Below are 23697 nucleotides of genomic sequence, written 5' to 3'. Positions count from 1 at the left end.
AGCGCCGCCCATCCTGATAGCGGAGAGGAACAGCGTCGGCGACTCGACCGGCGCGCAACGGACAGGATCGGCAATACCTTCAGGAGAGGACGACGCGCTTGACCATATTCCGGCTCATGGGCCGTCTCGTCCTCATCCTTGGCCTCGCCATGCTCGCCTTTGCCGGCTACCAGGCCATAGACCAGATCGCCTTCGGGCTTTCGGCGTCCCACGCGGATGGCGTCGTCATCGATCTGGTGCAGGACAGGCGACCGGGCTTTCCCACGCGCACCGTCTTCGCCGCCGTCGTGGAGTTCAGGGACGCAGGCGGCGCCATGCACCGTTTCGTCGAGCCCGTCTCGACTAACCCGCCGGCCTATGACCGCGGGGCCCCGGTTCCGGTGCTCTATGATCCGGTAGTCCCGGACAAGGCCGTGATTGACGGCTTCTGGGGGCGTTATTTCACTGCCGCGCTCTTCGGCGGCCTCGGTATGATTCTGCTGATACTGCATGCTGCCTTTCTTTCGCCCACGACGCTGCGACGCGCGTCCGGCAGATACCGTGACCGCCTCAAGCAGATGGGAGACGCGGACTAGTTTCGCCCGCGTACGTCGCTCGGGGTCATTCCATATTCTTCCCGGAAGGCGCGGTTCATCGACGAGGCTTCGGGAAAGCCGCATTCGTGCGCGATCGAATTGATGGTCCGGCCGCTGTTGCGGGGGTCGATCAGCATCGAATAGACGCGTGCGAGCCGCGTCTTGCGCAGGTGATCGGAAAAGCTCGTTCCCTCCCGTTCGAACAGCTTGCGCACATAACGGGACGATACTTTCTGCCGCGCAGCGATCCATTCCAGGTTGAGATGGATGTTGCCGAGATTATCGTCGATGTCGGCCTTGACCGTTCTCAGCCGCACGGCGAGCAGGCCATTCTCTTCCGCCTCGCCGACATAACCCGCCGAATGCCTGATCGTGCCGGCGATGATTTCCTGCAATTGCCGCGAGGTCAGCTCCCGCTCCGCGACATGCCTGAGAGGATCGCCATCAAGCACGCGCCGGAACCGGCGCAGGACCTCCAGCATCGGCGTGCCCTGCGGCAATGCCAGCACCGGCGCGGCACTGAGCCCCACCAGCATTCGCGCCATGTTCCGGTGCGGCATGCGTACCGCCCAGCTCGCCGCCGTCTCGTGATGAACCAGGCGCATCTCGCGCGCCTGCGATACCAGCGCCGCTCCTCCGGGCTCGATCACAAGATCGTCCCGGTTGGGCATCAGGATCGTCATGCGCGCCTCGGGCATCACCAGCATCAGGTCATCCTGCGCGTCCTTGAGGAGCTGGCGGGTGCGATGCGTCACCACCGCGGACGAGAACGCATGCCCGAAACTCACATCGGGCAGGAAGCGTAAGTCCGCACTGTATTGAAATGGTATGTCGAGATCCGCCGGCTCGACTTCTACATGCATCATCTCGGATAAATAGTCACGAATAGCGCCGCGACGGTTCTTGCCGGGAATATCGTTCACCGAGAAACTTATCGATGGCGCTGCTGCCGCATTGTCTTCAGTGTCCATGGCACCCCCTTGCCGGTTCCTCAAAAGGGTAAGGCAAAGCCGCCGCTCCGATCAAACTCTTTCTCGCCAAATGCCAGATTTCGTGCGGCATTTTCGGCACATGGAGGGCCTTTTTCGGCTCTGGTTCCTCCTGCGTCAATGCCTGTTCCTCTGGTGGCGAGACGCGGAACCCTCTCATCGTTCAGGAGTGCAAGCCAAGACATCTATCAGGGCGCGACTCGCCGTCGCGTTCTTCGTTTTACTTTAGGGGACAAGATGAAAAAGGCCGCTTCCGAATTGACCAAAGAACACCGTCCGCGCATCGGGCATTCCTTCAGGAAGTGGCTATGCTCGTCCTCCTTTGTCGTTCTCGCCGTCGCCATGCCGGCCACGCTTCATGCGCAGGAATGGACCGGCACGCTATCGACCAACTGGGCGACGGCCGGCAACTGGCAGGGCGGAGCGGTGCCCGCCGGCGGCGACGTCACCATCGACAATGAAGGGGCCGGTTGGCCGATCATCACCGGCGGCACGCACAACATCGGCAGAATCTGGGTCGGCAAGGACGGTAGCGGTGCCAACCTGACGATCCGTAATGGCGCCAAGCTCAATTCGTCCGACGCCATGGAGATCGGCTTTAACGACGCAAGCTCGGGCACGGTGACGATCACCGGCGGCGGGAGCCAGTTGAATCTGGCCAATTACCTGGAACTCGGTTTTCTCGGCACCGGCACCCTCAACCTGTCCGACGGCGGTCTCGTGACCAGTCAGGACGGCTATCTGAGCAACCGCGAAGGCGGCAAGGGAACCGTCAACGTCACGACGGGCGGCACCTGGAACAATTCTCGCGAACTGTTCGTGGGCTATCAGGGCGACGGGACGCTGAATATCGCGTCCACGGGCACGGTGACGTCGCAGATTGCAACACTGGGTTTCTATGAGCAAGGCACCGGCTTGCTCACCGTCGATGGCGCTGGCTCGCTGTTCAGTTCGGAATCCCTCATCGTTGGACGTTTGGGCACGGGCACGATCACCGCAAGCAATGGTGGCAAGATCGACAGCACCTCGGCGATCGTTGGCCAACAGGCCGGCTCGAACGGCTCGGTTTCGCTGACCAGCGGTGCCGAATGGGACGTCGGGACAGCAGTGACCATCGGCGCTGCCGGCACCGGCACGCTCTCTCTGTCAGGTGGCGCGCAGATGACGAGCGCGCAGGCGACGATCGGGCGCAATACCGGCGGCGTCGGCACGGCCACGGTTTCGGGCGTCGGCACGCATTGGGCCAATAGCGGCGCCTTCGCCGTCGGGCGCGACGGCACCGGCACGATGACGCTGACCAATGAGGCGATCGTCAACAGTGGCGCCATTCAGGTCGGCTCGCCCGCCGGGGGCGTCGGAACACTGACAGTTTCGAACAGAGGCTATTGGGACAGCACGGGCGTGCTCAATGTCGGTGATTTCGGCACCGGCACGGTGAACATCGACACGGGTGGCGTCTTGCTGACCACCGGAGGCTACGTCGGCAATGGCGGCACGGGCGTGGTCAACATCGGCACGGCCGGATCGGTTCAGTCCATCTGGAACGCCCAGAACGGCGATGTCTGGTTGGGTGGCGCCAACGGCGACGGCAGCCTCACGGTCGGATTCAACGGCGCCTTCAATGCCCGCGATCTCAACCTCGATGCCAGCGGAAGCGGTTCCGCGACAGTCACCATCCAGAACAACGGCTTCGCCACCCTCAGCAACGACGTCAATATCGGGTTCAACGCCGGCACGACCGGAACCGTGCGGGTTACCGGCGCGACATCCGGTCTCACAGCAACCCGCGCCATCAATGTCGGCTCGTCCGGCGCAGGCGCGCTGACGATCGACAATGGCGGCCTTGCCCGCGCCAGCATCGTGCGCGCCGGCTTCGACTTAGGCGCCACCGGCACCATCACCGTCACCGGCGGCAATTCCAGGCTCGAGGCGCTCGGCACCTTCGTCGTCGGGCAGTATGGCGACGGTACGCTCACGGTGGAGAACCTGGGCAGGGTCCGGTCCTGGGGCGGCATCATCGGACAGGACGCAGGCGGCAGCGGCACCGTCCTCATCACCGGCGATCAGTCGGAATGGAACGCCACCGGCGGCGTGCTGACGGTCGGCAATGAAGGAACGGCGAGCGTCACCATCGCGGATAACGCCCGCCTGCTGGCCGATCAGATCCATGTCGGGACCGCCGGCACTTCGGCGAATTTCGTCGCCAGCGGTGGTGCACAGATCAGCAGCGGCGCTGTGCGGATCGGCTCGTTCGCAGGGCATGAGGGCACCGCGACCGTCACGGGCCTCAGCACCGATTGGCAGATCACCGGCGGCAACCTTGTCGTCGGCGGAGCAGCCAATGGCAGCCTGAGTATTTCCGACCGCGCCCAAGTCAACGTGGCGGGCGCGGGCAATCGGGTCATTGTCGGCGAGAGTGCCAGTGTAACAGGCACGCTCAACCTGTTCGACAATGCAAGCCTGTCCTCGATGGTAGTGCCAATCTGGGTCGGCCACGCCGGCAACGGCATTTTGAATGTCCAGAGCGGCGCGTTGCTGGAAACCCAGGGCGGCATCATCGGCGTTTCATCCGGCTCCAGCGGCGCTGTCACGTTGTCAGGGGCTAATGCCCGCTGGTTAGCCGGTGGCGACAATCTTTCTGTCGGCCTATCCGGTAACGGCAGCCTGACGGTCCAGAATGGCGCTCAACTCTTGTCGACTGGCTCACTCATTGTTGGCACAGCTGTCGGTGGCAACGGCACCATCCTCTTGGACGGCCCGTCAACTATCGATGTCAAGAATGCAGGGATCGGCAGCGGCAATGGCACTGGTTCGATGACAATTTCGGGAGGCGGCATCCTCACCACGACAGAAGGTGGGGCGATCGGCGCCGCGACGGCTGGAGGGAGCGGCACGGGCATAGTGCTGGTCACCGGGGCGGGATCGCGCTGGAACATCGGCGCCCCTAACCTTTATTCGCTTAACGTAGGCAGCGAGGGTACCGGCACGCTGCGCGTCGAAAATGGCGCGCTCGTCAATGGATATGTCGACGTCTTTGAGCATGGCACGCTCAGCGGTAACGGCGCCATTTTACTTGCCGTGATAAATAATGGCGGCACTTTGATCGGTGTTCAGGGCGATACGCTTACGTTCTCCGAACTCAGCTTGTCGAGCGGTGCAAACATCAATGTCTCGCTTGGCACCCCCGGCAATGCCTCCGGGCTGTTTAACGTGAATGCCGCCTTGCGCCTCGACGGTACACTTAACGTCACCAATGCGGGCGGCTTTGGTCAGGGTGTCTATCGCATCTTCGACTATGGCGGCACGCTGGACGATCAGGGCCTCGATGTCGGCACCATGCCCTCGGGCACCAGCGGCACGGTGCAGACGGCGGTAGCCAATCAGGTCAACCTGCTCGTCACCGGCATGGCCAACGACACGCAGTTCTGGAACGGCGCGACGACGACCGCCGATGGCACCATCCATGGCGGCAGCGGCACCTGGCGCATGGGGCCGACCAACTGGACCGATGTGAACGGCACCACCGCCGCGGCATGGGGCAGCCAGTTCGCCATCTTCCAGAACAACCCCGGCACCGTGACCGTCGACGGCAGCGGCGGCGCGATCTCCACCACCGGCATGCAGTTCATCGGCCAGGGCTGGACCGTCACCGGCGATACTGTCGCGCTCAACGGCGCGAGCGGCAACACCACGATCCGCGTCGGCGACGGCACCAATGCCGCCCATAGCGCCACCATCGCCTCCGCGCTCACCGGCGCAAGCCGTCTCGTCAAGGACGATCTCGGTACCCTGATCCTGACCGGCGCCAACAGCTATTCGGGCGGCACGGCGATCAATGCCGGCACGCTCCAGATCGGCAATGGCGGCACCTCCGGCTCGATCGCCGGCAATGTGCAGAACAACGGCACGCTCGCCTTCAACCGCTCGAACGACCTGACCTTCGGCGGTCAGATCTCGGGCAGCGGCGGCATCTGGCAGATGGGCAGCGGCACGACCACGCTCACCGGCAACTCCGCCGCCTTCACCGGCGGAACCGATGTGGCCGCCGGCACGCTGCGCGTCAACGGCACGCTCGGCGGCGGCATCTCGGTCATGTCCGGCGGCACGCTGACGGGCTCCGGCACGGTCGGCACCGTCTCCGTCGCCAATGGCGGCATCCTCGCGGGCGCACAGGGCCAGACGCTCACCACCGGCAATCTCGTCCTCGCTTCCGGCGCGACCATCAACGCAGCGCTCGGCGCGGCCGGTGGTGCGGGCCTCTTCCAGGTCAACGGCAACCTGACGCTCGACGGCACACTGAACGTCACCGATGCCGGCGGCTTCGGCATGGGCGTCTACCGGATCGTCAACTATACCGGCGCGCTCACCGACAACGGGCTCGACATCGGCACGATGCCGACCTTGCCGGCCGGCACGACCACCACCGTGCAGACGGCGATGGCCAATCAGGTCAACCTCGTCGTCGACAATGGCGGTCCCGGCCCGATCCCCACCATGCAGTTCTGGAACGGCGCGACCACGACCGCCGACGGCACGATCCATGGCGGCAGCGGCACCTGGCGCATGGGGCCGACCAACTGGACAGATTCCGCTGGCGCGACGGCCGCGGCATGGGGCGGCAACTTCGCCGTCTTCCAGAACAACCCCGGCACCGTAACCGTCGACGGCAGCGGCGGTGCGATCTCCACCACCGGCATGCAGTTCATCGGCCAGGGCTGGACCGTCACCGGCGATGCTGTCGCACTCAACGGCGCGGGCGGCAACACCACGATCCGCGTCGGCGACGGCACGTCGGCAGGTGCCAACTGGACGACCACGATCAGTTCGGCCCTCACCGGAGCCGGCGGCCTGGTCAAGAGCGACCTCGGCACGCTGATCCTCGCCGGCAACAACACCTATATGGGCGAGACCATCGTCCAGTCCGGCGGGCTCTCGGTGACGGGGTCGCTGGCGGGCGCGGTCAATGTCGCGGTCGGCGGTCGCCTCGGCGGCAACGGCACGATCGGCAATACCACGGTCAACGGCGTCATCGCGCCCGGCAACTCCATCGGCACGCTCAATGTGGGGAACATCACCTTCAACAGCGGCTCGATCTATGAGGTCGAAGTCAATGCGGCAGGTCAGACCGATCTCATCAATGCGAGCGGTACGGCCACGATCAATGGCGGTTCGGTTCAGGTGCTGGCGGGCGCGGGCAACTATGCGCCGCAGACCCAGTATACGATCCTGACCGCAGCGGGCGGGCGCACCGGCACCTTCACCGGCGGCGTGACCTCGAACCTCGCCTTTCTCGACCCGTCGCTCAGCTATGACGCCAACAACGTCTATCTGACGATGACGCGCAATAATGTCGGCTTCCAGAATGTCGGCGTGACGCCGAACCAGATCGCCACCGGCAACGGCACCGAAAGCCTCGGCCTCGGTAATCCGGTTTATGACGCGGTGCTGAACCTGTCGGCTTCGCAGGCGCAATACGCCTTCGACCAGCTCTCCGGCGAAGTTCACGCTTCGGCGATCTCGGCATTGATCGAGGACAGCCGCTTCGTCCGCAATGCGATGTGGGACCGCATCCGCGCCGGCGAGGATGGCAAGGGATACGGCGTCTGGGGTCAGGCGTTCGGTTCGTGGGGGCACACCAACGGTAACGGCAATGCCGCCAAGACGGACCGCTCGACCGGCGGCTTCTTCTTCGGCGCCGATGGCGAAGTGTTCGACAATGCCCGCTTTGGCGCGGTGGCCGGTTACAGCCGCACCAGCTTCAACACGAAGGATCGCATCTCGTCCGGCTCCAGCGATAACTACCACCTCGGTCTCTATGGCGGGACCGATTGGGGCGCTGTCGCCTTCCGCTCCGGCCTTGCCTACACCTGGCACGACATGGACACGACTCGGAACGTGGCGTTCCCTGGCTTCTCCGATCGCCTGACGGCCGGATACCGGGCCGGCACTTTCCAGGCTTTCTCGGAAGTCGGTTATGGAATCGATCTCGGCACGGCCAAGCTCGAACCCTTCGCCAACCTCGCTTATGTCAACTTCGACGCGAACGGCTTCACCGAGAAGGGCGGCGCCGCGGCGCTATCCGGCGCTGGCGGATCGACGAACAACACCTTTACGACCCTCGGACTGCGCGCCTCGACCAGCTTCACCATGGGTGAAACGGCGGTCACGGCCAAGGGTACGGTCGGCTGGCGTCATGCCTTTGGCGACACCACCCCGTCGGTGATGATGTCCTATGCCTCGGGCGGCAGCGCCTTCTCCATCGGCGGCGTTCCCGTTGCGCGAGATTTGGCCGTGGTCGAAGCCGGCCTCGACTTCACACTTTCGCCGAACGCCATCCTGGGCGTGTCCTATGGCGGCCAGTTCGGCTCGGGCGTCACGGACCAGTCCTTCCGCGCCAACTTCAACGTGAAGTTCTGAGGGCGCGCGCATGGAGGAAAACACCATCGCTCTCGTACAGGCCAGCTTCAAGAAGCTGGTCCCGGTTGCCGATCAGGTGGGCGCGGCGTTCTACGCCCGCCTGTTCGAGACCTATCCTGCGGTGCGGCCGATGTTCGCGGAGGACATCGGCCCGCAGTCGAAAAAACTCGTCCAGATGCTCGCGCTTGTCGTCAACGGCCTGGACAGGCTCGACACAATATTGCCGGCCGTCCAGCAACTCGCCCGGAAGCACAACGACTATGGTGTCGTCGATGCCCACTATGATGCAGTCGGCGATACGCTTTTATGGACGCTCCGCCAGGGTCTCGGGGACGCCTTCACGCCCGAGGTCAGACGCGCCTGGACGGACGCCTATGGCGCTCTCTCCGGCGTCATGATCGCAGCGGCGAAAGAAGACGCCCTGCCTTGACCGCAAGCCGGCGCGCCGCGTCGCGCCGGCAGCCAGACCCGCTTCGAGCCGCCGAGCGCTTATTGCTCCATGGCCAGACCGAGCGATCAGTTCAACACGTTAATATGGACATGCATATCTTGGATCAGTCCCCCTCATTGCCGCTTTTCTACAAGGACCCGGTGCTTCTCCGTTTCGAGGAGCACGGCGATGCTGGCCTCGCACCGGCCAGCCATTTCGGCTTCGCCCGCGAGGCCGTGGCCATTCCCCTGTGCGTCGGTGAGTTCGCCGTCGCGCAACGGCATTTCCCAATCGTTTTCGCGATTGACGACCAGGCCACCCCGATCGCGCTCGTCGGCATTCGTCGCGACGCCAATCTCTTTATCGAGCGGGATGGAACCTGGCGGTCCGGCAGCTATGCTCCGGCCTATATCCGCCGCTATCCCTTCATCGTCACCGAGACGCCGGACAGGGCGCAGCAACTGCTTGCCATCGACCGGGGCTCGGAGCGCTTTGTCGCCTCCGTGGCGGACCGCCCCGAGGCTGAGCGCCTGTTCGATGCCGTGGGGAACGCCACCGCCGCAGCACAGGCGGCGATGGCGTTCTGCCACGCCTATCATACAGATCATGCCGCCACGATCGCCTTCGGAAAGGCGCTTCTTGCCGCCAAATTGCTCACGCCCTACCACGCCGAGTTCCGGCTTCCCGATGGCACGCTGAACCAGGTGAATGGCTTTTATGCCGTCGATGAACAGGCGTTCCGCGCTCTTCCGCCCAAGACCGTCGCCGAATGGCACACGAAAGGCTGGCTTGATCTCGTCGGGCTTCACCTCGTCTCCCAGCAGAGTTTCCAGAACCTGCTCGACCTCAATGCGCAGCGCGCGAACGAACGAAAGGCGCTCGCATGATGAGCAAGAAGATACTTGGCATTTCCACAGTTGCGGCCGCGGCGATTGCTGCGGCCGTAGCAGCCTATGCCGTACCAAGCGGCGCGCAGTCGTCATCCGGCACGGACACGCTGTTCACGACGTCGAATGCCGACCCTGTTCCGCAACGCTTCGAACTGGCCCAGGCGCAAGCTGGCGGAGCAGCGACGAGCGGATTGCCTGGTGGCGCATCGTCCCTCAACGAGACATATAAGGACTGGCGCGTCGCCTGCGTACAACAAGGCACCGTCAAAAGCTGCGTCCTGTCACAGGCCCAGGTTCAGCAGAACGGCCAGCGCGTTCTGGCGATCGAGCTGAACGCGCCGACAGGTAACGCTGTCACCGGCACGCTCGTTCTTCCGTTCGGTCTGGCGCTCGATGCCGGCGTCACCTTCCAGATCGACGAGAAGCCGGCAATGCAGCCAGTGCGCTTCCGGACCTGCGTGCCGGGAGGCTGCATCGTCAACGTCAATTTTGACGCGGCGACCCTGGTTGCATTGCGCGCCGGGGCCGTCCTGAAGATCAAGGCAACCGCCGACGGAGGCGCAGCGACGCCATTCTCCATCTCCCTGCAAGGCTTCGGTACGGCCCTTGATCGCGTGGCGGCGCTCGCTCGTTGAGGCGGGGTGCACTGACCATAGGAAGCGCCGCTTACGGCGCTTCACCCTCGGCGGCTCACAAGGACGGCTTGTCCGTCGCGCATTGCATCGGCGCGCGCGACGGAGGTTTCAGCCGACCCTTCGGATAGTCCGACGATGCGGCGTCTCCAGAAATTCTCCGAAACCTGGCAGTCGCCCTCACGGCTCGGCGCGCGCATACCCATGGTCTCGCTGATCCAGACTCTTGCCGTCGCCGAATATCTGAACTTCCGTCATGCCGCGAACTATCTCGGCGTCAGCGCCTCTAGTGTGAGCGAACGCATCAAGACGCTCGAAGAAGACCTGGGCATTCGATTGTTCGAGCGCCACGCGCGCGGAGTCCGACTGACCGAGGCCGGGCGGCATTTCGTCGAAGGTGTGGCCGCGGGGGTCGACCGGCTCGAACATGCCGTAAAAACCGCTGGGGCTTTTGCCCGCGGTGATCTCGGCTGCATGCGCGTTGGCGTCTATGCCCTAACGCCCGGCAGCTTCCTTGACCATCTCCTCATGCGTTATCGTAAGGAGCATCCGCACGTCACCATCGAGATCAGCGAGGGCACCGCGCGCGACATCATCGTTCAGCTTCGCGCCGATCAGCTCGACATCGCCTTCGTCGCCGGGGCTCCCGATCTTCCAGATTGCCATTCACGCCGTATCTGGCACGAGCCGCTGGTCGCTGTCCTGCCTGCCAATCATGCGCTCGCCGAGAGAGAAAGCGTAGCTTGGGACGATCTGGCGGAAGAGTCCTTCATCGTCCGGCACAGCGGTACCGGACCACAAGCCTATGAACACATACTCCTGCGCATGGCCGGACGTTGGTTGGATGCACCCGCTATCATGCGCTGCGATGTTGAGCGTTGCACGCTGATGCAGATGATCGCGCAGGGCTTCGGCGTGTCCATCGCCGGTGAGGCGGCGGGGTTGATCGACATCCCCGGCGTCACTTTCCGGCCGTTTCACGACGAGCCGGAACCAGTCCCGTTCTCTGCAGTCTGGTCGCCATATAATCAGGGCGCCACACTCCGAAACCTGCTCGACCTGGCCGGAAAGATGGGGCGTTCAATCGCCGCCAGTTGATCGCTGGAGCAATTCGGCGGGATCGACCTCAAGAGCTTCAGCAATCTGACCAAGCACGGTGACGCTGGCGGACACGTCGCCGCGTTCGATTGCGCCGACATAACGCATACTCAGGCTCGCGCGGTCGGCCAGCTCTTCCTGCGTAAGTTTTTTTGCATGACGTATCCGACGCAGATTCCTCGCCATGACCTCCTTGAGATCCATGGGGACAGCGGAACCAGCATAGGAACGATCATTCTAGGAACGATCGTTCCTATTCGTATGCTATACTGCTATCCGGCAATATTGTTGGCGCTGCACGTCGTATGTATGCACCGCGCCCGGCCGGAAAGGATGGCATCATGCGCGTTCAGCCAGAACTTGACCCCGACGTTGAAGATGAAGCGCCGACCGGCCCGGACATCACGCTCTACGACGAGGCGCATTTCGTCACCTATATGCGCCTGCTCGACGCCGAGGCCGATGGTGCGGACTGGAGGGAAGTGGCGCAGATCGTCCTTCACCGCGATCCCGCCAACGACGAGGCCCGCACCCGCCGATGCTGGTCGAGCCATCTGGCCCGCGCGCAATGGATGACCCACACCGGCTATCGCCGCATTCTCGAACAGGCCGCCGAAGAGGAACAGCGCAAGGGCCTGCACTGACACGGAACCATCCTATTCGCCGCCGTTTCTAGCCGGCGGCCCGCCAGCCTGATCTTGGCTGTTGCACCTCCCGAAATCCCCCATTCTCTGATCGGCTCCGACATTTTTGCCGATTGGAGCGTGTATGCGTGGAGGCCGAATTCTCTGGGGTCAGATTGCCGTCGTCCTGACCATCGTGTTCGTGATGATCTGGGCGGCGACCCAATGGACCGCATGGCGGCTCGGCTTTCAGGCGCAGCTTGGCACCCAATGGTTCGAGCTGGCGGGCTGGCCGATCTATTATCCGGCGGCCTTCTTATGGTGGTGGTTCTCCTTCGATGCCTATGCGCCCGGGATCTTCACCGAGGGCGGCATCATCGCCGTGTCCGGCGGCTTCCTCGCCATCGTCGCAGCGATCATGATGTCGATCATTCGCTCGCGCGAAGCCCGAAATGTCGCGACCTATGGTTCGGCACGATGGGCCGAGGACAAGGAAATCCGCTCCGCTGGCCTGCTCGGTCCCGATGGCGTCGTGCTCGGCCGCTACGAACGCGACTATCTTCGTCATGACGGCCCCGAGCATGTCTTGTGCTTCGCGCCGACCCGCTCTGGCAAGGGTGTTGGCCTCGTGGTGCCGACGCTGCTGACCTGGCCGGGAAGCTGCATCGTCCACGACATCAAGGGCGAGAACTGGACGCTGACGGCGGGCTTCCGGGCGAAGCATGGTCGTGTCCTGCTGTTCGATCCGACCAACGTGCAGTCGTCGGCCTATAATCCTCTGCTCGAAGTCCGCCAGGGCGAGTGGGAAGTCCGCGACGTTCAGAACATCGCCGACATCCTGGTCGACCCCGAAGGGAGCTTGGACAAGAGGAACCACTGGGAAAAGACCAGCCATTCGCTCCTTGTCGGCGCGATCCTGCATGTCCTCTACGCCGAGAAGGACAAGACGCTGGCGGGCGTCGCCAACTTCCTCTCCGATCCCCGCCGCCCGGTCGAAGCCACCTTGCGCGCGATGATGGACACGCCGCATCTGGGCGAAGCCGGCGTGCATCCCGTCATCGCATCGTCCGCCCGCGAGCTGCTGAACAAATCCGACAACGAACGCTCCGGCGTGCTGTCGACCGCCATGTCGTTTCTCGGCCTCTACCGCGATCCCGTTGTGGCCCGTGTCACCGCGCGCTGCGATTGGCGCATTGCCGATCTTGTCGGCGGCAAGAAAGCGGTCAGCCTCTACCTCGTCGTGCCGCCGTCCGACATCAACCGCACCAAGCCGCTGATCCGCCTCATCCTCAACCAGATCGGCCGCCGGCTGACCGAGGAGCTGACCGCGACGACGAAGCGCCACCGCCTGCTCCTGATGCTCGATGAGTTTCCTGCGCTCGGCCGGCTCGACTTCTTTGAATCCGCGCTCGCCTTCATGGCCGGCTACGGTATCAAGGGCTTCCTGATCGCGCAGAGCCTCAACCAGATCGAGCGTGCCTACGGCCAGAACAATTCCATTCTCGACAACTGCCACGTCCGCGTGAGCTTCGCGACCAACGACGAGCGCACCGCCAAGCGCGTATCCGATGCGCTCGGCACGGCGACCGAGCTGCGCGATTCCACCAACTATGCCGGCCACCGGCTCGCGCCCTGGCTCGGCCATCTCATGGTCTCGCGGCAGGAAACCGCCCGGCCGCTGCTGACCCCCGGCGAGATCATGCAGCTCCCGCCGTCCGAGGAAATCGTCATGGTCGCGGGTACGCCGCCAATCCGCGCCACCAAGGCCCGCTATTTCGAGGACAGGCGCTTGCAGGAGCGCATCATCACGCCGCCAGCATTGGCGGCGGTTGTGGTTCCGGCATCGTCGGATGACTGGTCCGGCCGCATCGTCGCGGCGGCGGGATCGTCCGTGAGCGCCGCTGGCGCGGGCGACGGCGATCCGGCCAATGCCGGCATCCGCCGCGAGCCGGAATTGCCCGAGCATGAGGAAATCGTCGCGCCGCCGCCGTCGCCGGCACAGGAATTCGAGCTTCTGGACGACGACCCCGATGTCGACGCCGCCAAGGCCGACGCCATGCGCGCCCGGATGCGCAATGTTGCCCGGCAGGCATCCCTAGACCCCGGCGACGGCATTGAGCTTTGAGGACCACGTCATGACGACCCGCACTCGCATGAACGTCTATTTCGACCCGGCTTTGCTCAAGCAGCTCGACGCGCTGGCGATGCGTCGCAAAGTTTCCAAATCCGCCATTGTCGAAGCCGCCGTCGCGTCCTTCCTCTCCGGCGATACCAGCGAGAAGCTGGAAGCCGCGATGTCGCGCCGGCTCGACAAGCTCGGCCGCCAGATCGACGGGCTTGATGAAGACCTCGCCGTGCTCGGCGAAGCCGTGTCGCTGTTCGTCCGCTATTGGCTCACCTTCACGCCGGTCTTGCCCGAGGCCGTACAAGCCTCTGGCCGGGCGAAGGGCCTGGAGCGTTTCGAGGGCTTCATGCAGGCACTCGGCAAGCGTTTGGCGACGGGAGACAGGTTCCTCAAGGAGCTTTCGCGCGATGTCGAGTCGCCCCCGGAGGCTCCCGTACCAGCTCAGCCGGAGACGAATGGCGCTGCGCTCGAATAGTCGATCCATCCTATTCGCCGCCGATGGCCGCCGATCTCCGCACGGCCTTCGATACTTGTTGAACCGGCCTGATTTCAGGCTCTTTTAATCGACCCCGATCCGGGGACTGTCTGTTGCGCCTCGTGAAGAAACGGGGCGGATATGACGACCAGCCATCAAAAACCGGAAGCCATCGCACGCGGCGCGCGGATGCTGCGCACAGCGCTGGGTCCGGCGATTTCGCGGTTTCTGGAAGAGCCGGCCGTCGTCGAAGTGATGCTCAACCCGGATGGCCGTATCTGGATTGATAGGCTCTCCGAAGGACTGTCCAACACCGGCGAAATCCTGTCGCCTGCCGATGGCGAGCGCATCGTGCGCCTGGTCGCCCATCATGTCGGCGCAGAGGTTCACGCCCGATCCCCGCGCGTCTCGGCCGAATTGCCGGAAACCGGCGAGCGGTTTGAAGGGCTTCTTCCTCCCGTCGTCGCGGCACCTGCTTTCGCCATCCGCAAGCCCGCCGTCGCCATCTTCACCCTCGCGGACTATGTGGCCGCCGGCATCATGACCGCCGATCAGGCCGCGACGCTGCGCGAAGCCGTGGCGGCGCGAGCCAACATCCTCGTCGCGGGCGGCACGAGCACCGGCAAGACCACGCTGACCAATGCGCTGCTCGCCGAGGTGGCGAAGACGGCCGATCGCGTCGTCATCATCGAGGACACTCGCGAGCTGCAGTGCTGCGCACCCAATCTCGTTTCCATGCGGACGAAGGAAGGCGTCGTCACGCTCTCCGATCTCGTCCGCTCATCGCTGCGCCTACGCCCCGACCGCATTCCCATCGGCGAGGTGCGCGGCTCTGAAGCGCTCGACCTCCTCAAAGCCTGGGGGACCGGCCATCCCGGCGGCATCGGCACGATCCACGCCGGAACCGGCATCGGCGCGCTGCGCCGGCTCGAACAACTCATTCAGGAAGCCGTCGTCACCGTCCCGCGCGCCCTGATCGCCGAGACCATCGACCTCGTTGCCGTCCTCTCCGGCCGCGGCTCCGCGCGCCGGCTCGCCGAACTCGCCCGCGTCGAAGGGCTCACGACCGACGGCGATTACCGCGTCACGCACGCCATCCCTTTGGCCATCCCCACCAACACAGGAGACCCCGCATGAAGCCACCGATCAACTTCCCCAAACCGTCAAAACCCTCTGTCATGCGCATCGCCTATGATCGCCTCGCGGCCTCAACCGCACTCGTCACGATCATGGTGATGACGGCCACGCCGCCAGCCTATGCCTCCGGCTCCTCGATGCCGTGGGAAGCGCCGCTCCAGAAAATCCTCCAGTCGATCGAAGGCCCGGTCGCCAAGATCGTCGCGGTCATCATCATCATCGCCACCGGCCTGGCGCTCGCCTTCGGCGACACGTCGGGCGGCTTCCGCCGCCTGATCCAGATCGTCTTTGGCCTGTCGATCGCCTTCGCCGCGTCGAGCTTCTTCCTGTCGTTCTTCTCGTTCGGCGGCGGGGCGCTGGTCTGATGGCGGGCGCTTTCGAGCAACTGGACGTGCCGGGCTTCACCGTGCCGGTCCACCGCGCGCTGACCGAGCACATCCTGCTCGGCGGCGCACCGCGTTCCATCGCGATCCTCAACGGGACGCTGGCCGGGGCCGTGGGCCTCGGCCTGCGCCTCTGGCTGGTCGGCCTGCTCATCTGGGCCGTCGGGCATTTCGCGGCGGTCTGGGCCGCCAAGCGCGATCCGCTCTTTGTGGAGGTTGGCCGCCGACATCTGCGTATCCCCACCCACCTGTCGGTTTGAGGGAGGCGCAACCATGATGAACCTCGCCGAATATCGCCGCTCCGCCAGCCGCCTTGCCGACTATCTGCCTTGGGTCGCGCTCGTCGCGCCGGGTGTCGTGCTCAACAAGGACGGCAGCTTTCAGCGCACCGCGCGCTTTCGTGGTCCTGATCTCGACAGTGCCGTCGCCGCCGAACTGGTCGCGGTCGCCGGTCGCATCAACAACGCCTTTCGCCGTCTCGGCTCTGGCTGGTCGATCTTCGTGGAGGCGCAGCGCTCCGAGGCCGCGATCTATCCCGACAGCCAATTCCCCGATCCGGCCTCCGGCCTGGTCGATGCCGAGCGCAAGGCCGATTTCGAGGAAGCCGGCGCGCATTTCGTGTCGGGCTATTATCTGACCTTCCTCTATCTGCCGCCGGCCGAGGAAGCCGCCCGCACTGAGGCCTGGCTATACGAGGGCCGTGAACGTAGCGGCGTCGATCCGCATGAAATCCTGCGCGCCTTCACCGATCGCATAGATCGCGTGCTGGCGCTGCTCGACGGCTTCATGCCCGAATGCGACTGGCTCGATGACGGCGAAACGCTGACCTATCTGCATTCGACCGTCTCGACAAAGCCGCATCGCGTCCGCGTGCCGGAAACGCCGGTCTATCTCGATGCGCTGCTCGCCGACCAGCCGCTGACCGGCGGGCTCGAACCGCGCCTTGGCAGCGAGCATCTGCGCGTCCTCACCATCATCGGCTTTCCAACTGCGACGACGCCCGGCCTGCTCGACGATCTCAACCGGCTCGCCTTTCCCTATCGCTGGTCGACCCGCGCGATCCTGCTCGACAAGACCGACGCCACACGCCTGCTGACGAAGATCAGGCGGCAGTGGTTCGCCAAGCGCAAGTCGATCGCCGCGATTCTCAAGGAAGTCATGACCAACGAGGCATCCGCCCTCGTGGACACGGATGCCGCCAACAAGGCGGCCGACGCCGACATGGCCTTGCAGGAGCTTGGGCAGGATGTCGCCGGCATGGCCTATGTCACGGCCACGATCATTGTCTGGGACGCCGATCCGCGTCTTGCCGACGAGAAGCTGCGCCTCGTCGAGAAGGTCATTCAGGGCCGCGACTTCACGGCCATGGTCGAAACAGTCAATGCCGTCGATGCCTGGCTCGGCTCGCTCCCCGGACATGCCTACGCCAATGTCCGCCAGCCGCCGGTCTCGACGCTCAATCTCGCCCACATGATCCCCCTCTCTGCCGTGTGGGCGGGGCCGGAACGGGACGAGCATTTCGGTGCGCCCCCCTTGCTGTATGGCAAGACCGAAGGCTCGACCCCGTTCCGGTTATCTCTTCATGTCGGAGACGTCGGCCATACGCTGGTCGTCGGCCCGACCGGCGCGGGCAAGTCCGTACTGCTCGCCCTCATGGCGTTGCAATTCCGGCGCTACGACCGCTCACAGGTCTTCGCCTTCGACTTCGGCGGTTCGATCCGTGCGGCCGCGCTCGCCATGGGCGGCGATTGGCACGATCTCGGTGGCGGGCTGACCGAGGGGGACGAGTTCTCCGTCGCGCTCCAGCCGCTCGCCCGTATCCACGACACCTATGAGCGTGCCTGGGCGGCGGACTGGATCGTCGCGATCCTGATGCGCGAAGGCATCACGATCACGCCGGAAGCCAAGGAGCATATCTGGACGGCGCTGACCTCGCTCGCCTCCGCGCCCATCGAAGAACGCACCATCACCGGCCTTTGCGTCCTGCTTCAATCCAACGACTTGAAGCAGGCATTGCGCCCGTACTGCGTCGGCGGGGCCTATGGCCGGCTGCTCGACGCCGAGGCCGAACATCTGGGCAGCGCCGACATGCAGGCGTTCGAGATCGAGGGGCTTGTGGGAACGGGCGCAGCTCCGGCCGTCCTGTCCTACCTGTTCCATCGCATCGGCGACCGGCTCGACGGACGGCCGACGCTGCTCATCATAGATGAAGGCTGGCTTGCGCTGGACGATGAAGGTTTTGCGGGCCAGCTCCGCGAATGGCTGAAGACGCTGCGCAAGAAGAACGCATCGGTCATATTTGCCACCCAGTCGTTGTCGGACATAGACGGCAGCAATATCGCCCCGGCCATCATCGAGAGCTGCCCGACGCGGCTGCTCTTGCCAAACGAGCGCGCAATCGAGCCGCAGATCACGGCGATCTATCGCCGCTTCGGCCTCAACGATCGCCAGATCGAGATCCTGGCGCGGGCGACGCCCAAGCGGGATTATTACTGCCAGTCCCGGCGAGGAAATCGCCTGTTCGAGCTGGGCCTGTCCGAAGTCGGCCTCGCGCTCTGCGCCGCCTCCTCGAAATCCGACCAGACCCTGATCGCCAACCTCGTCGCCGAACACGGCCGCGACGGCTTTCTCGCGGCCTGGCTCCGGTCCCGCGACGCCGGCTGGGCCGTCGACCTCATCCCGACTTTCCCGATCCCCCAAGCAGAAAAGGAGTCCTGACCATGACTATTCGCCGTTTCCGCTCGCGCGCCATGGCGCTCGCCGCAACCATGCTCGCGGCCGCACCGCTCGCGCTCTCGCCGATGGTGGCGACGCCGGCGCACGCCATCATCGTCTTCGACCCGACGAACTATGCGCAAAACGTCCTGACCGCCGCGCGCACGCTGGAGCAGATCACCCACCAGATCACCTCGCTTCAGAATGAAGCGCAGATGCTCATCAATCAGGCGAAGAACCTCGCCAGCCTGCCGTTCTCGGCGCTCCAGCAGATTCAGCAATCCGTCCAGAAAACGCAGCAGCTTTTGCAGCAGGCGCAGGGCATCGCCTTCAACGTCCAGCAGATCGACCAGATGTTCCAGCAGAAATACGGGAACGTCTCGCTCTCGGCGTCCGATCAACAGCTCGTCGCCAATGCCCGCGACCGCTGGAAGAACACGGTCGGCGGCTTGCAGGACGCCATGCGCGTGCAGGCCGGCGTCGTCGGCAATATCGACAGCAACCGCGCGCAGATGTCGGCGTTGGTCGGCCAGAGCCAGTCCGCCACCGGCGCACTTCAGGCGGCGCAGGCCGGCAACCAGCTTCTCGCCCTCCAGTCGCAGCAGCTTTCCGATCTCGTCGCGGTCATCTCGGCCAATGGCCGGGCAAGCGCCCTGACCGATGCGGAACGCGCTGCCGCCGCCGAGCAGGGTCGCGAACAGCGTCGCCGCTTCCTGACGCCGGGCTCGGGCTACCAGCCCGGCAACGCCCAGATGTTCAACAAGAGCAACTGAGGGCGCGACCATGGATGGCAAGATGCTGGCCCGCCTCGGCGCAATCGTCTTCGTTGCCATCGCCATCACGGCGACGGTGATCGAAATGACCCGCAAAGAGGACGCGCCGGCATCTTCGCCGGTGCGCCTTCACCAATCGGCTTCCGATCCGCTGCGCGAAAGCCAGCGCCAATGCCAGAAGCTCGGGCAACAGGCCGCGAACGACACCGACTGCCTGCGCGTCTGGGCGGAGACCCGTGACCGCTTCCTTGGCCGCCAACCTGCGCCCACAGCGCCGGAAGGGCGGTGAGCCATGGGTGGCACAGGCGTCATCGACAACTTTCTCGGGGTCTTCACCCAATACATCGACAGCGGCTTCGGGCTTTTGTCCGGCGAGGTCGCATTCGTGGCAACCACGCTGATCGTCATCGACGTAACGCTGGCCGCGCTGTTCTGGAGCTGGGGGGCGGATGACGACATCATCGCCCGGCTCGTCAAGAAGACACTGTTCGTTGGCGTCTTCGCCTACCTGATCGGCAACTGGAATAATCTCGCCAAGATCGTCTTCGAGAGCTTCGCCGGCCTCGGTCTCAAAGGCTCCGGCACGGGCTTTTCGACCGCTGACCTGATGCGCCCCGGCAAGGTCGCACAGACCGGCCTCGATGCCGCCCGGCCATTGCTCGAATCCATCTCCGATCTCATGGGTTGGATCGCGTTCTTCGAGAACTTCATCCAGATCGCTTGCCTGCTGTTCGCCTGGGCGCTGGTCATCCTCGCCTTCTTCATTCTCGCCATCCAGCTCTTTGTCACCCTGATCGAGTTCAAGCTGACCACCTTGGCGGGCTTCGTGCTGATCCCCTTCGGCCTGTTCGGCAAGACCGCCTTCATGGCCGAGCGGGTGCTCGGCAACGTGATTTCCAGCGGCATCAAGGTTCTGGTGCTTGCCGTCATCATCGGCATCGGCTCGACGCTGTTCAGCCAGTTCACCCAGGGCTTCGGCGGACAAACTCCGAGCATCGACGATGCCATGGCCGTTGTGCTCGCCGCGCTGTCGCTGCTCGGCCTTGGCGTCTTCGGACCCGGCATCGCCTCCGGGCTGGTCAGCGGCGGCCCCCAGCTCGGCGCTGGTGCTGCCGTTGGCACGGGTCTCGCCGCCGCCGGCGCGACCATGGCCGCCGGCGGTGGCGCAATGCTCGCCGCGCGTGGCGGAGCCGCCATGTTGTCGGGTGGGGCCGCAGCCGTGCGCGGCGCAACGACGGCCGCAGGCGCGGCGTCGTCCGCCTATTCGCTCGGCTCGCTCGGCAAATCCGGCGCGTCGGGTGTCGCCTCCGGTCTCGGTGGCGTCACCCGCGCTGCTGGCAGCGCTGCCGGAAACGCCGTCGCATCGCCGCTTCGTCGCGCTTCCGCCACCGTCAAATCCAGCTTCTCCGATGGTGTGAAGAGCGGGTTTGGCGCGACCGGCGGCGCTTCGACCATGGGCACGGTCGGCAGCCCCACCGAGGCCGGGAACGACACCGCCGAGACCAAGACCGTCAAGGGCCAGCCCGATTGGGCAAAGCGGATGCAGCGCTCGCAGCGCGTGACCCACGGCGTTCAGGCGACCGCCCATGCCGTCCGCTCCGGCGACAGCCACGCCTCCGGCTCTTCCGTCAACCTCTCAGAAAGTGATCGCTCATGAACCTCTTCAAACGACCCGCTGCCCATTACGGCAAGACACCGCAACCCGAGACGCCCTATCAACGCGCCGCGCAGGTCTGGGACGAGCGTATCGGCTCGGCCCGCGTGCAGGCGAAGAACTGGCGCATCATGGCCTTCGGCTCGCTATTCCTCTCGGCTGGCTTCGCCGCCGCGCTCGTCATTCAGTCGGCGCGTGGGACCGTCGTGCCCTGGGTCGTGCAGGTCGACAATCTCGGCCATTCGCAGGCAGTGGCTCCGGCAACCGCCGACTATCGGCCGACCGATCCGCAGATCGCGTGGCATCTCGCCCGCTTCATCGAACAGGTACGCTCCATCCCGGCCGATCCGGTCATCGTCCGTCAGAACTGGCTTCGCGCCTATGAATGGACGACCGATCGCGGCGCGGGCGCACTCAACGACTATGCCCGCGCCAACGATCCCTTCGCCAAGGTCGGCAAGCAGCAGATCGCGGTCGAGGTTTCCAGCGTCATCCGCGCCTCGCCGGATTCGTTCCGCGTGGCCTGGTCCGAACGGCGCTACGAGGATGGCAAGCTCGCCACGACCGAACGCTGGACCGCCATCCTGACCATCGCGCTTCAGCCGCCCCGAGACGCCGAACGCCTCAAGGCCAATCCGCTCGGCATCTACGTCAATGCCATCAACTGGTCGCGGGAGATGGACCAATGAGCTGCGTAATCCGTAAATCCACGGTCGCCATATTGCTGCTGTCCGCTACGGCGCTCGCTGGCTGCGCCACCACCCCGCCGCCCGAGATCAGCTACGATGCCAGCGTGCCGCCGCTGCCGAGCATTCCGGCGGCCGTGACAGACGAGCGGCTGAAGCCGATCCATGTTCCGCCCGCCTGGACAGTTGCACGCGGCGGCACGGCTGGAGCGACACCGACGGCGCGCGTGGAGAACGCCAACGCCGCCGCCCGCGTGCAGCCACGCCGCGAAGGCTATTTCAACGCCATTCAGGTCTATCCGTGGTCGGAAGGCGCGCTCTATCAAGTCTATGCCGCCCCCGGCCAAATCACCAACATCGCGCTCGAACCCGGCGAGAGCCTGACCGGCGCGGGACCGATCGCGGCCGGCGACACCGCTCGCTGGATCATTGGCGACACGGAATCCGGCTCCGGCGTAGCCCGCCGGGTCCATGTGCTGATAAAGCCGACGCGCGCCGACATCACCACGAACCTCGTCATCACCACCGACCGGCGAACCTACATGGTCGAGCTGCGTTCCGGCGAGAAGCCCTATATGCCCGCCGTCGCATGGGCCTATCCGCAGCCGGCAGGCGGCGGCCGTCAGGCCGTCCCGGCAACGCCGGTCATTCCGGCCGTCGCCGCGCGCAACTACCGCTATGGCCTGACTGGCAGCAGCAATCCGCCATGGAAGCCCGTCGCCGTCTATGACGACGGCCGCCGCGTCTATGTCGAGTTCCCCCGCGGCATCGTGCAGGGCGAGATGCCCCCGATCTTCGTCATCGGCCCCGAGGGCGAGGCGCAGATCGTCAATAGCCGCATCTATCAACACATCCTGATCGTCGATCGCCTCTTCGGTGCGGCCGAGCTGCGTCTTGGCAGCGGCGGCCGCCAGCAGACCGTCAGGATCGTCCGCACCGACGGGAGACCGCAATCATGACCGATACCGAATCCAATGCAGCTCCCATGCGCCTGCGCGCCGAAGCCCCACGAGTCACGCGCCTGTCACGCAAGATGCTGGCCAGCGTCGCGGCCGTCGCCCTGGTCGGGATCGGTGGCGCGCTGATCTATGCACTTCAGACGCGCGGTCCCGGCGATGGCGGCGAGGAGCTTTATTCCACCGCCAACCGTCAGCCCGCCGATGGCCTCGCCGGCCTGCCGCGCGACTATACCGGCCCGATCCTCGGTCCCGCGCTACCCGGCGATCTCGGCGGCCCGATCCTGTCCGCGCAGAATGCCGGCCAGCCCGTCGTGCCGCCCGTCGTTCAGACGCCCGGCGTCGATGAGGCCGAACAGCGTCGCCGCGCCGAGGAAGAGGCCGCCCGCCTCAGCACCGTGTTCTTCCAGTCCCGGCAGGGCTCGACGGCGGCGACTTCCGGCACGATGCCGGGCCTTGCCGGTTTCGATCCCGCCAGCGCGACGGGACAGCCGACCGCGCAGGACAAGCAGCTTGCTTTCCTCAATGCGGCGGCCGACCGGCGCACCGTCACGCCGGATCGTGTCACGCCTCCGGCATCGCCCTTCGTGCTTCAGGCCGGCGCGGTCATCTCGGCCGCGCTCATCACCGGCATCCGTTCCGATCTTCCCGGCCAGATCACGGCGCAGGTCACGGAGAACATCTATGACAGCCCGACGGGGAGCATTCTACTCGTACCGCAGGGAACCCGCCTCATCGGTCAGTATGACAATGCCGTGCAGTTCGGCCAGCGCCGCGTTCTGCTCGTTTGGAATCGACTCATCATGCCGAACGGCCGCTCCATCGTTCTTGAGCGCCAGCCCGGCGCGGATACGCAGGGCTATGCCGGCCTGGAGGATGGCGTCGATTACCACTGGTGGGATCTCGCCAAGGCCGCCGCACTCTCGACCTTGCTCGGCGTTGGCGCCGAACTCGCCACCGATGACAACGATCGCCTGATCCGCGCCATCCGTGACGGTGCGCAGGATACGGTCAATCAGGCCGGTCAGCAGATCGTCCAGCGCCAGTTGCAGGTCGCACCGACCCTGACCATCCGGCCCGGTTTCCCCGTCCGCGTCATCGTCACCAAGGATTTGGTGCTCGAACCCTACAGGAGCTGA

Annotated in this window: 21 protein-coding genes; 19 read left to right on the top strand and 2 right to left on the bottom strand. The window is 65.0% G+C overall.

Translation table 11 applies throughout. From position 1 onward, the window contains the following. Positions 1 to 98 precede the first annotated feature (98 nt). Positions 99 to 575 (top strand): DUF3592 domain-containing protein, encoded by a 477-nt coding sequence (locus K8M09_RS12305; RefSeq protein WP_160787708.1) that lies wholly within the window; start codon positions 99 to 101, stop codon positions 573 to 575. Here K8M09_RS12305 and K8M09_RS12300 read toward each other — a convergent pair. Then, a complete protein-coding gene (locus tag K8M09_RS12300) occupies positions 572 to 1546 on the bottom strand; it encodes a helix-turn-helix transcriptional regulator (RefSeq protein ID WP_160787709.1) in 975 nt (324 codons plus the stop codon). The two genes, K8M09_RS12305 and K8M09_RS12300, sit on opposite strands and share 4 nt — an antisense overlap. Positions 1547 to 1801: 255 nt before the next feature. Between K8M09_RS12300 and K8M09_RS12295 the strand changes: the two genes are divergently transcribed. From K8M09_RS12295 to K8M09_RS12275, 5 genes are all read left to right on the top strand, one after another. Beyond that, positions 1802 to 7981: an autotransporter domain-containing protein gene (locus K8M09_RS12295; protein WP_160787710.1), complete on the top strand. Its 6180-nt coding sequence runs from the start codon at positions 1802 to 1804 to the stop codon at positions 7979 to 7981. Positions 7982 to 7991: 10 nt separating this feature from the next. Continuing rightward, positions 7992 to 8411: a globin family protein gene (locus K8M09_RS12290; RefSeq protein ID WP_160787711.1), complete on the top strand. Its 420-nt coding sequence runs from the start codon at positions 7992 to 7994 to the stop codon at positions 8409 to 8411. Then, positions 8408 to 9298: a SapC family protein gene (locus K8M09_RS12285; RefSeq protein WP_160787712.1), complete on the top strand. Its 891-nt coding sequence runs from the start codon at positions 8408 to 8410 to the stop codon at positions 9296 to 9298. Before K8M09_RS12290 ends, K8M09_RS12285 begins: the two co-directional genes overlap by 4 nt. Next, entirely contained in the window at positions 9295 to 9936 is a 642-nt protein-coding gene (locus tag K8M09_RS12280; protein ID WP_229341850.1) for an invasion associated locus B family protein, read from the top strand. Before K8M09_RS12285 ends, K8M09_RS12280 begins: the two co-directional genes overlap by 4 nt. A 135-nt stretch (positions 9937 to 10071) precedes the next feature. After that, entirely contained in the window at positions 10072 to 11031 is a 960-nt protein-coding gene (locus K8M09_RS12275; RefSeq protein ID WP_229341848.1) for a LysR family transcriptional regulator, read from the top strand. On the opposite strand, the gene K8M09_RS12270 is transcribed toward K8M09_RS12275, so the two are convergent. Next, a complete protein-coding gene (locus K8M09_RS12270) occupies positions 11014 to 11235 on the bottom strand; it encodes a helix-turn-helix domain-containing protein (protein WP_160787713.1) in 222 nt (73 codons plus the stop codon). The two genes, K8M09_RS12275 and K8M09_RS12270, sit on opposite strands and share 18 nt — an antisense overlap. A 137-nt stretch (positions 11236 to 11372) precedes the next feature. Between K8M09_RS12270 and K8M09_RS12265 the strand changes: the two genes are divergently transcribed. The 13 genes from K8M09_RS12265 to K8M09_RS12205 all read left to right on the top strand — a co-directional run bounded on the left by K8M09_RS12265 (position 11373) and on the right by K8M09_RS12205 (position 23697). Then, complete coding sequence (locus K8M09_RS12265) at positions 11373 to 11675, top strand: DNA -binding domain-containing protein (RefSeq protein WP_160787714.1); 303 nt, start codon at positions 11373 to 11375, stop codon at positions 11673 to 11675. A gap of 124 nt (positions 11676 to 11799) precedes the next feature. Then, complete coding sequence (locus K8M09_RS12260; RefSeq protein ID WP_160787715.1) at positions 11800 to 13779, top strand: conjugal transfer protein TraG; 1980 nt, start codon at positions 11800 to 11802, stop codon at positions 13777 to 13779. 10 nt (positions 13780 to 13789) lie between these two features. After that, positions 13790 to 14254, top strand: a complete 465-nt coding sequence (locus K8M09_RS12255; protein WP_160787716.1) for a ribbon-helix-helix domain-containing protein — start codon at positions 13790 to 13792, stop codon at positions 14252 to 14254. Between the two features lie 141 nt (positions 14255 to 14395). After that, complete coding sequence (gene trbB / locus K8M09_RS12250; RefSeq protein WP_160787717.1) at positions 14396 to 15391, top strand: P-type conjugative transfer ATPase TrbB; 996 nt, start codon at positions 14396 to 14398, stop codon at positions 15389 to 15391. Positions 15392 to 15483: 92 nt separating this feature from the next. Then, entirely contained in the window at positions 15484 to 15756 is a 273-nt protein-coding gene (locus tag K8M09_RS12245; RefSeq protein WP_229342355.1) for a TrbC/VirB2 family protein, read from the top strand. After that, on the top strand, positions 15756 to 16034 hold the full coding sequence (locus K8M09_RS12240) for a VirB3 family type IV secretion system protein (protein WP_160787718.1): 279 nt from the start codon (positions 15756 to 15758) through the stop codon (positions 16032 to 16034). Before K8M09_RS12245 ends, K8M09_RS12240 begins: the two co-directional genes overlap by 1 nt. 13 nt (positions 16035 to 16047) lie before the next feature. After that, positions 16048 to 18492 carry a conjugal transfer protein TrbE gene (gene trbE / locus K8M09_RS12235; protein WP_160787719.1) on the top strand — a complete coding sequence of 815 codons (2445 nt, stop codon included), beginning with the start codon at positions 16048 to 16050 and terminating at the stop codon, positions 18490 to 18492. A gap of 2 nt (positions 18493 to 18494) precedes the next feature. Continuing rightward, on the top strand, positions 18495 to 19262 hold the full coding sequence (gene trbJ, locus K8M09_RS12230) for a P-type conjugative transfer protein TrbJ (RefSeq protein ID WP_160787720.1): 768 nt from the start codon (positions 18495 to 18497) through the stop codon (positions 19260 to 19262). 10 nt (positions 19263 to 19272) lie between these two features. Further along, positions 19273 to 19551: a putative entry exclusion protein TrbK-alt gene (gene trbK-alt / locus K8M09_RS12225; protein WP_160787721.1), complete on the top strand. Its 279-nt coding sequence runs from the start codon at positions 19273 to 19275 to the stop codon at positions 19549 to 19551. Between the two features lie 3 nt (positions 19552 to 19554). Further along, on the top strand, positions 19555 to 20919 hold the full coding sequence (gene trbL / locus K8M09_RS12220) for a P-type conjugative transfer protein TrbL (protein WP_160787722.1): 1365 nt from the start codon (positions 19555 to 19557) through the stop codon (positions 20917 to 20919). Then, positions 20916 to 21605, top strand: a complete 690-nt coding sequence (gene trbF, locus K8M09_RS12215; RefSeq protein ID WP_160787723.1) for a conjugal transfer protein TrbF — start codon at positions 20916 to 20918, stop codon at positions 21603 to 21605. The genes trbL and trbF overlap by 4 nt, the downstream gene beginning before the upstream one ends. After that, the gene (gene trbG / locus K8M09_RS12210; protein WP_160787724.1) at positions 21602 to 22561 is read left to right on the top strand and encodes a P-type conjugative transfer protein TrbG; all 960 of its coding nucleotides are present in this window, start codon (positions 21602 to 21604) and stop codon (positions 22559 to 22561) included. The genes trbF and trbG overlap by 4 nt, the downstream gene beginning before the upstream one ends. After that, complete coding sequence (locus K8M09_RS12205) at positions 22558 to 23697, top strand: TrbI/VirB10 family protein (protein ID WP_160787725.1); 1140 nt, start codon at positions 22558 to 22560, stop codon at positions 23695 to 23697. The genes trbG and K8M09_RS12205 overlap by 4 nt, the downstream gene beginning before the upstream one ends.

The organism is Shinella zoogloeoides (assembly GCF_020883495.1).
GTDB classification, from domain to species: Bacteria; Pseudomonadota; Alphaproteobacteria; order Rhizobiales; family Rhizobiaceae; genus Shinella; species Shinella zoogloeoides.
The sequence above is the reverse complement of the archived record's forward strand: the minus strand, read 5'-3'. Positions and strand labels throughout refer to the sequence as shown.

Coding starts and splice junctions, on each gene's coding strand:
- K8M09_RS12205 (WP_160787725.1), top strand. CDS start 22,558: ATGACCGATACCGAATCCAATGCAGCTCCCATGCGCCTGCGCGCCGAA.
- K8M09_RS12260 (WP_160787715.1), top strand. CDS start 11,800: ATGCGTGGAGGCCGAATTCTCTGGGGTCAGATTGCCGTCGTCCTGACC.
- trbB (WP_160787717.1), top strand. CDS start 14,396: ATGACGACCAGCCATCAAAAACCGGAAGCCATCGCACGCGGCGCGCGG.
- K8M09_RS12300 (WP_160787709.1), bottom strand. CDS start 1,546: ATGGACACTGAAGACAATGCGGCAGCAGCGCCATCGATAAGTTTCTCG.
- K8M09_RS12290 (WP_160787711.1), top strand. CDS start 7,992: ATGGAGGAAAACACCATCGCTCTCGTACAGGCCAGCTTCAAGAAGCTG.
- trbF (WP_160787723.1), top strand. CDS start 20,916: ATGAACCTCTTCAAACGACCCGCTGCCCATTACGGCAAGACACCGCAA.
- K8M09_RS12255 (WP_160787716.1), top strand. CDS start 13,790: ATGACGACCCGCACTCGCATGAACGTCTATTTCGACCCGGCTTTGCTC.
- trbJ (WP_160787720.1), top strand. CDS start 18,495: ATGACTATTCGCCGTTTCCGCTCGCGCGCCATGGCGCTCGCCGCAACC.
- trbK-alt (WP_160787721.1), top strand. CDS start 19,273: ATGGATGGCAAGATGCTGGCCCGCCTCGGCGCAATCGTCTTCGTTGCC.
- K8M09_RS12265 (WP_160787714.1), top strand. CDS start 11,373: ATGCGCGTTCAGCCAGAACTTGACCCCGACGTTGAAGATGAAGCGCCG.
- trbL (WP_160787722.1), top strand. CDS start 19,555: ATGGGTGGCACAGGCGTCATCGACAACTTTCTCGGGGTCTTCACCCAA.
- K8M09_RS12280 (WP_229341850.1), top strand. CDS start 9,295: ATGATGAGCAAGAAGATACTTGGCATTTCCACAGTTGCGGCCGCGGCG.
- K8M09_RS12245 (WP_229342355.1), top strand. CDS start 15,484: ATGGTGATGACGGCCACGCCGCCAGCCTATGCCTCCGGCTCCTCGATG.
- K8M09_RS12270 (WP_160787713.1), bottom strand. CDS start 11,235: ATGGATCTCAAGGAGGTCATGGCGAGGAATCTGCGTCGGATACGTCAT.
- trbG (WP_160787724.1), top strand. CDS start 21,602: ATGAGCTGCGTAATCCGTAAATCCACGGTCGCCATATTGCTGCTGTCC.
- trbE (WP_160787719.1), top strand. CDS start 16,048: ATGATGAACCTCGCCGAATATCGCCGCTCCGCCAGCCGCCTTGCCGAC.
- K8M09_RS12295 (WP_160787710.1), top strand. CDS start 1,802: ATGAAAAAGGCCGCTTCCGAATTGACCAAAGAACACCGTCCGCGCATC.
- K8M09_RS12275 (WP_229341848.1), top strand. CDS start 10,072: ATGCGGCGTCTCCAGAAATTCTCCGAAACCTGGCAGTCGCCCTCACGG.
- K8M09_RS12240 (WP_160787718.1), top strand. CDS start 15,756: ATGGCGGGCGCTTTCGAGCAACTGGACGTGCCGGGCTTCACCGTGCCG.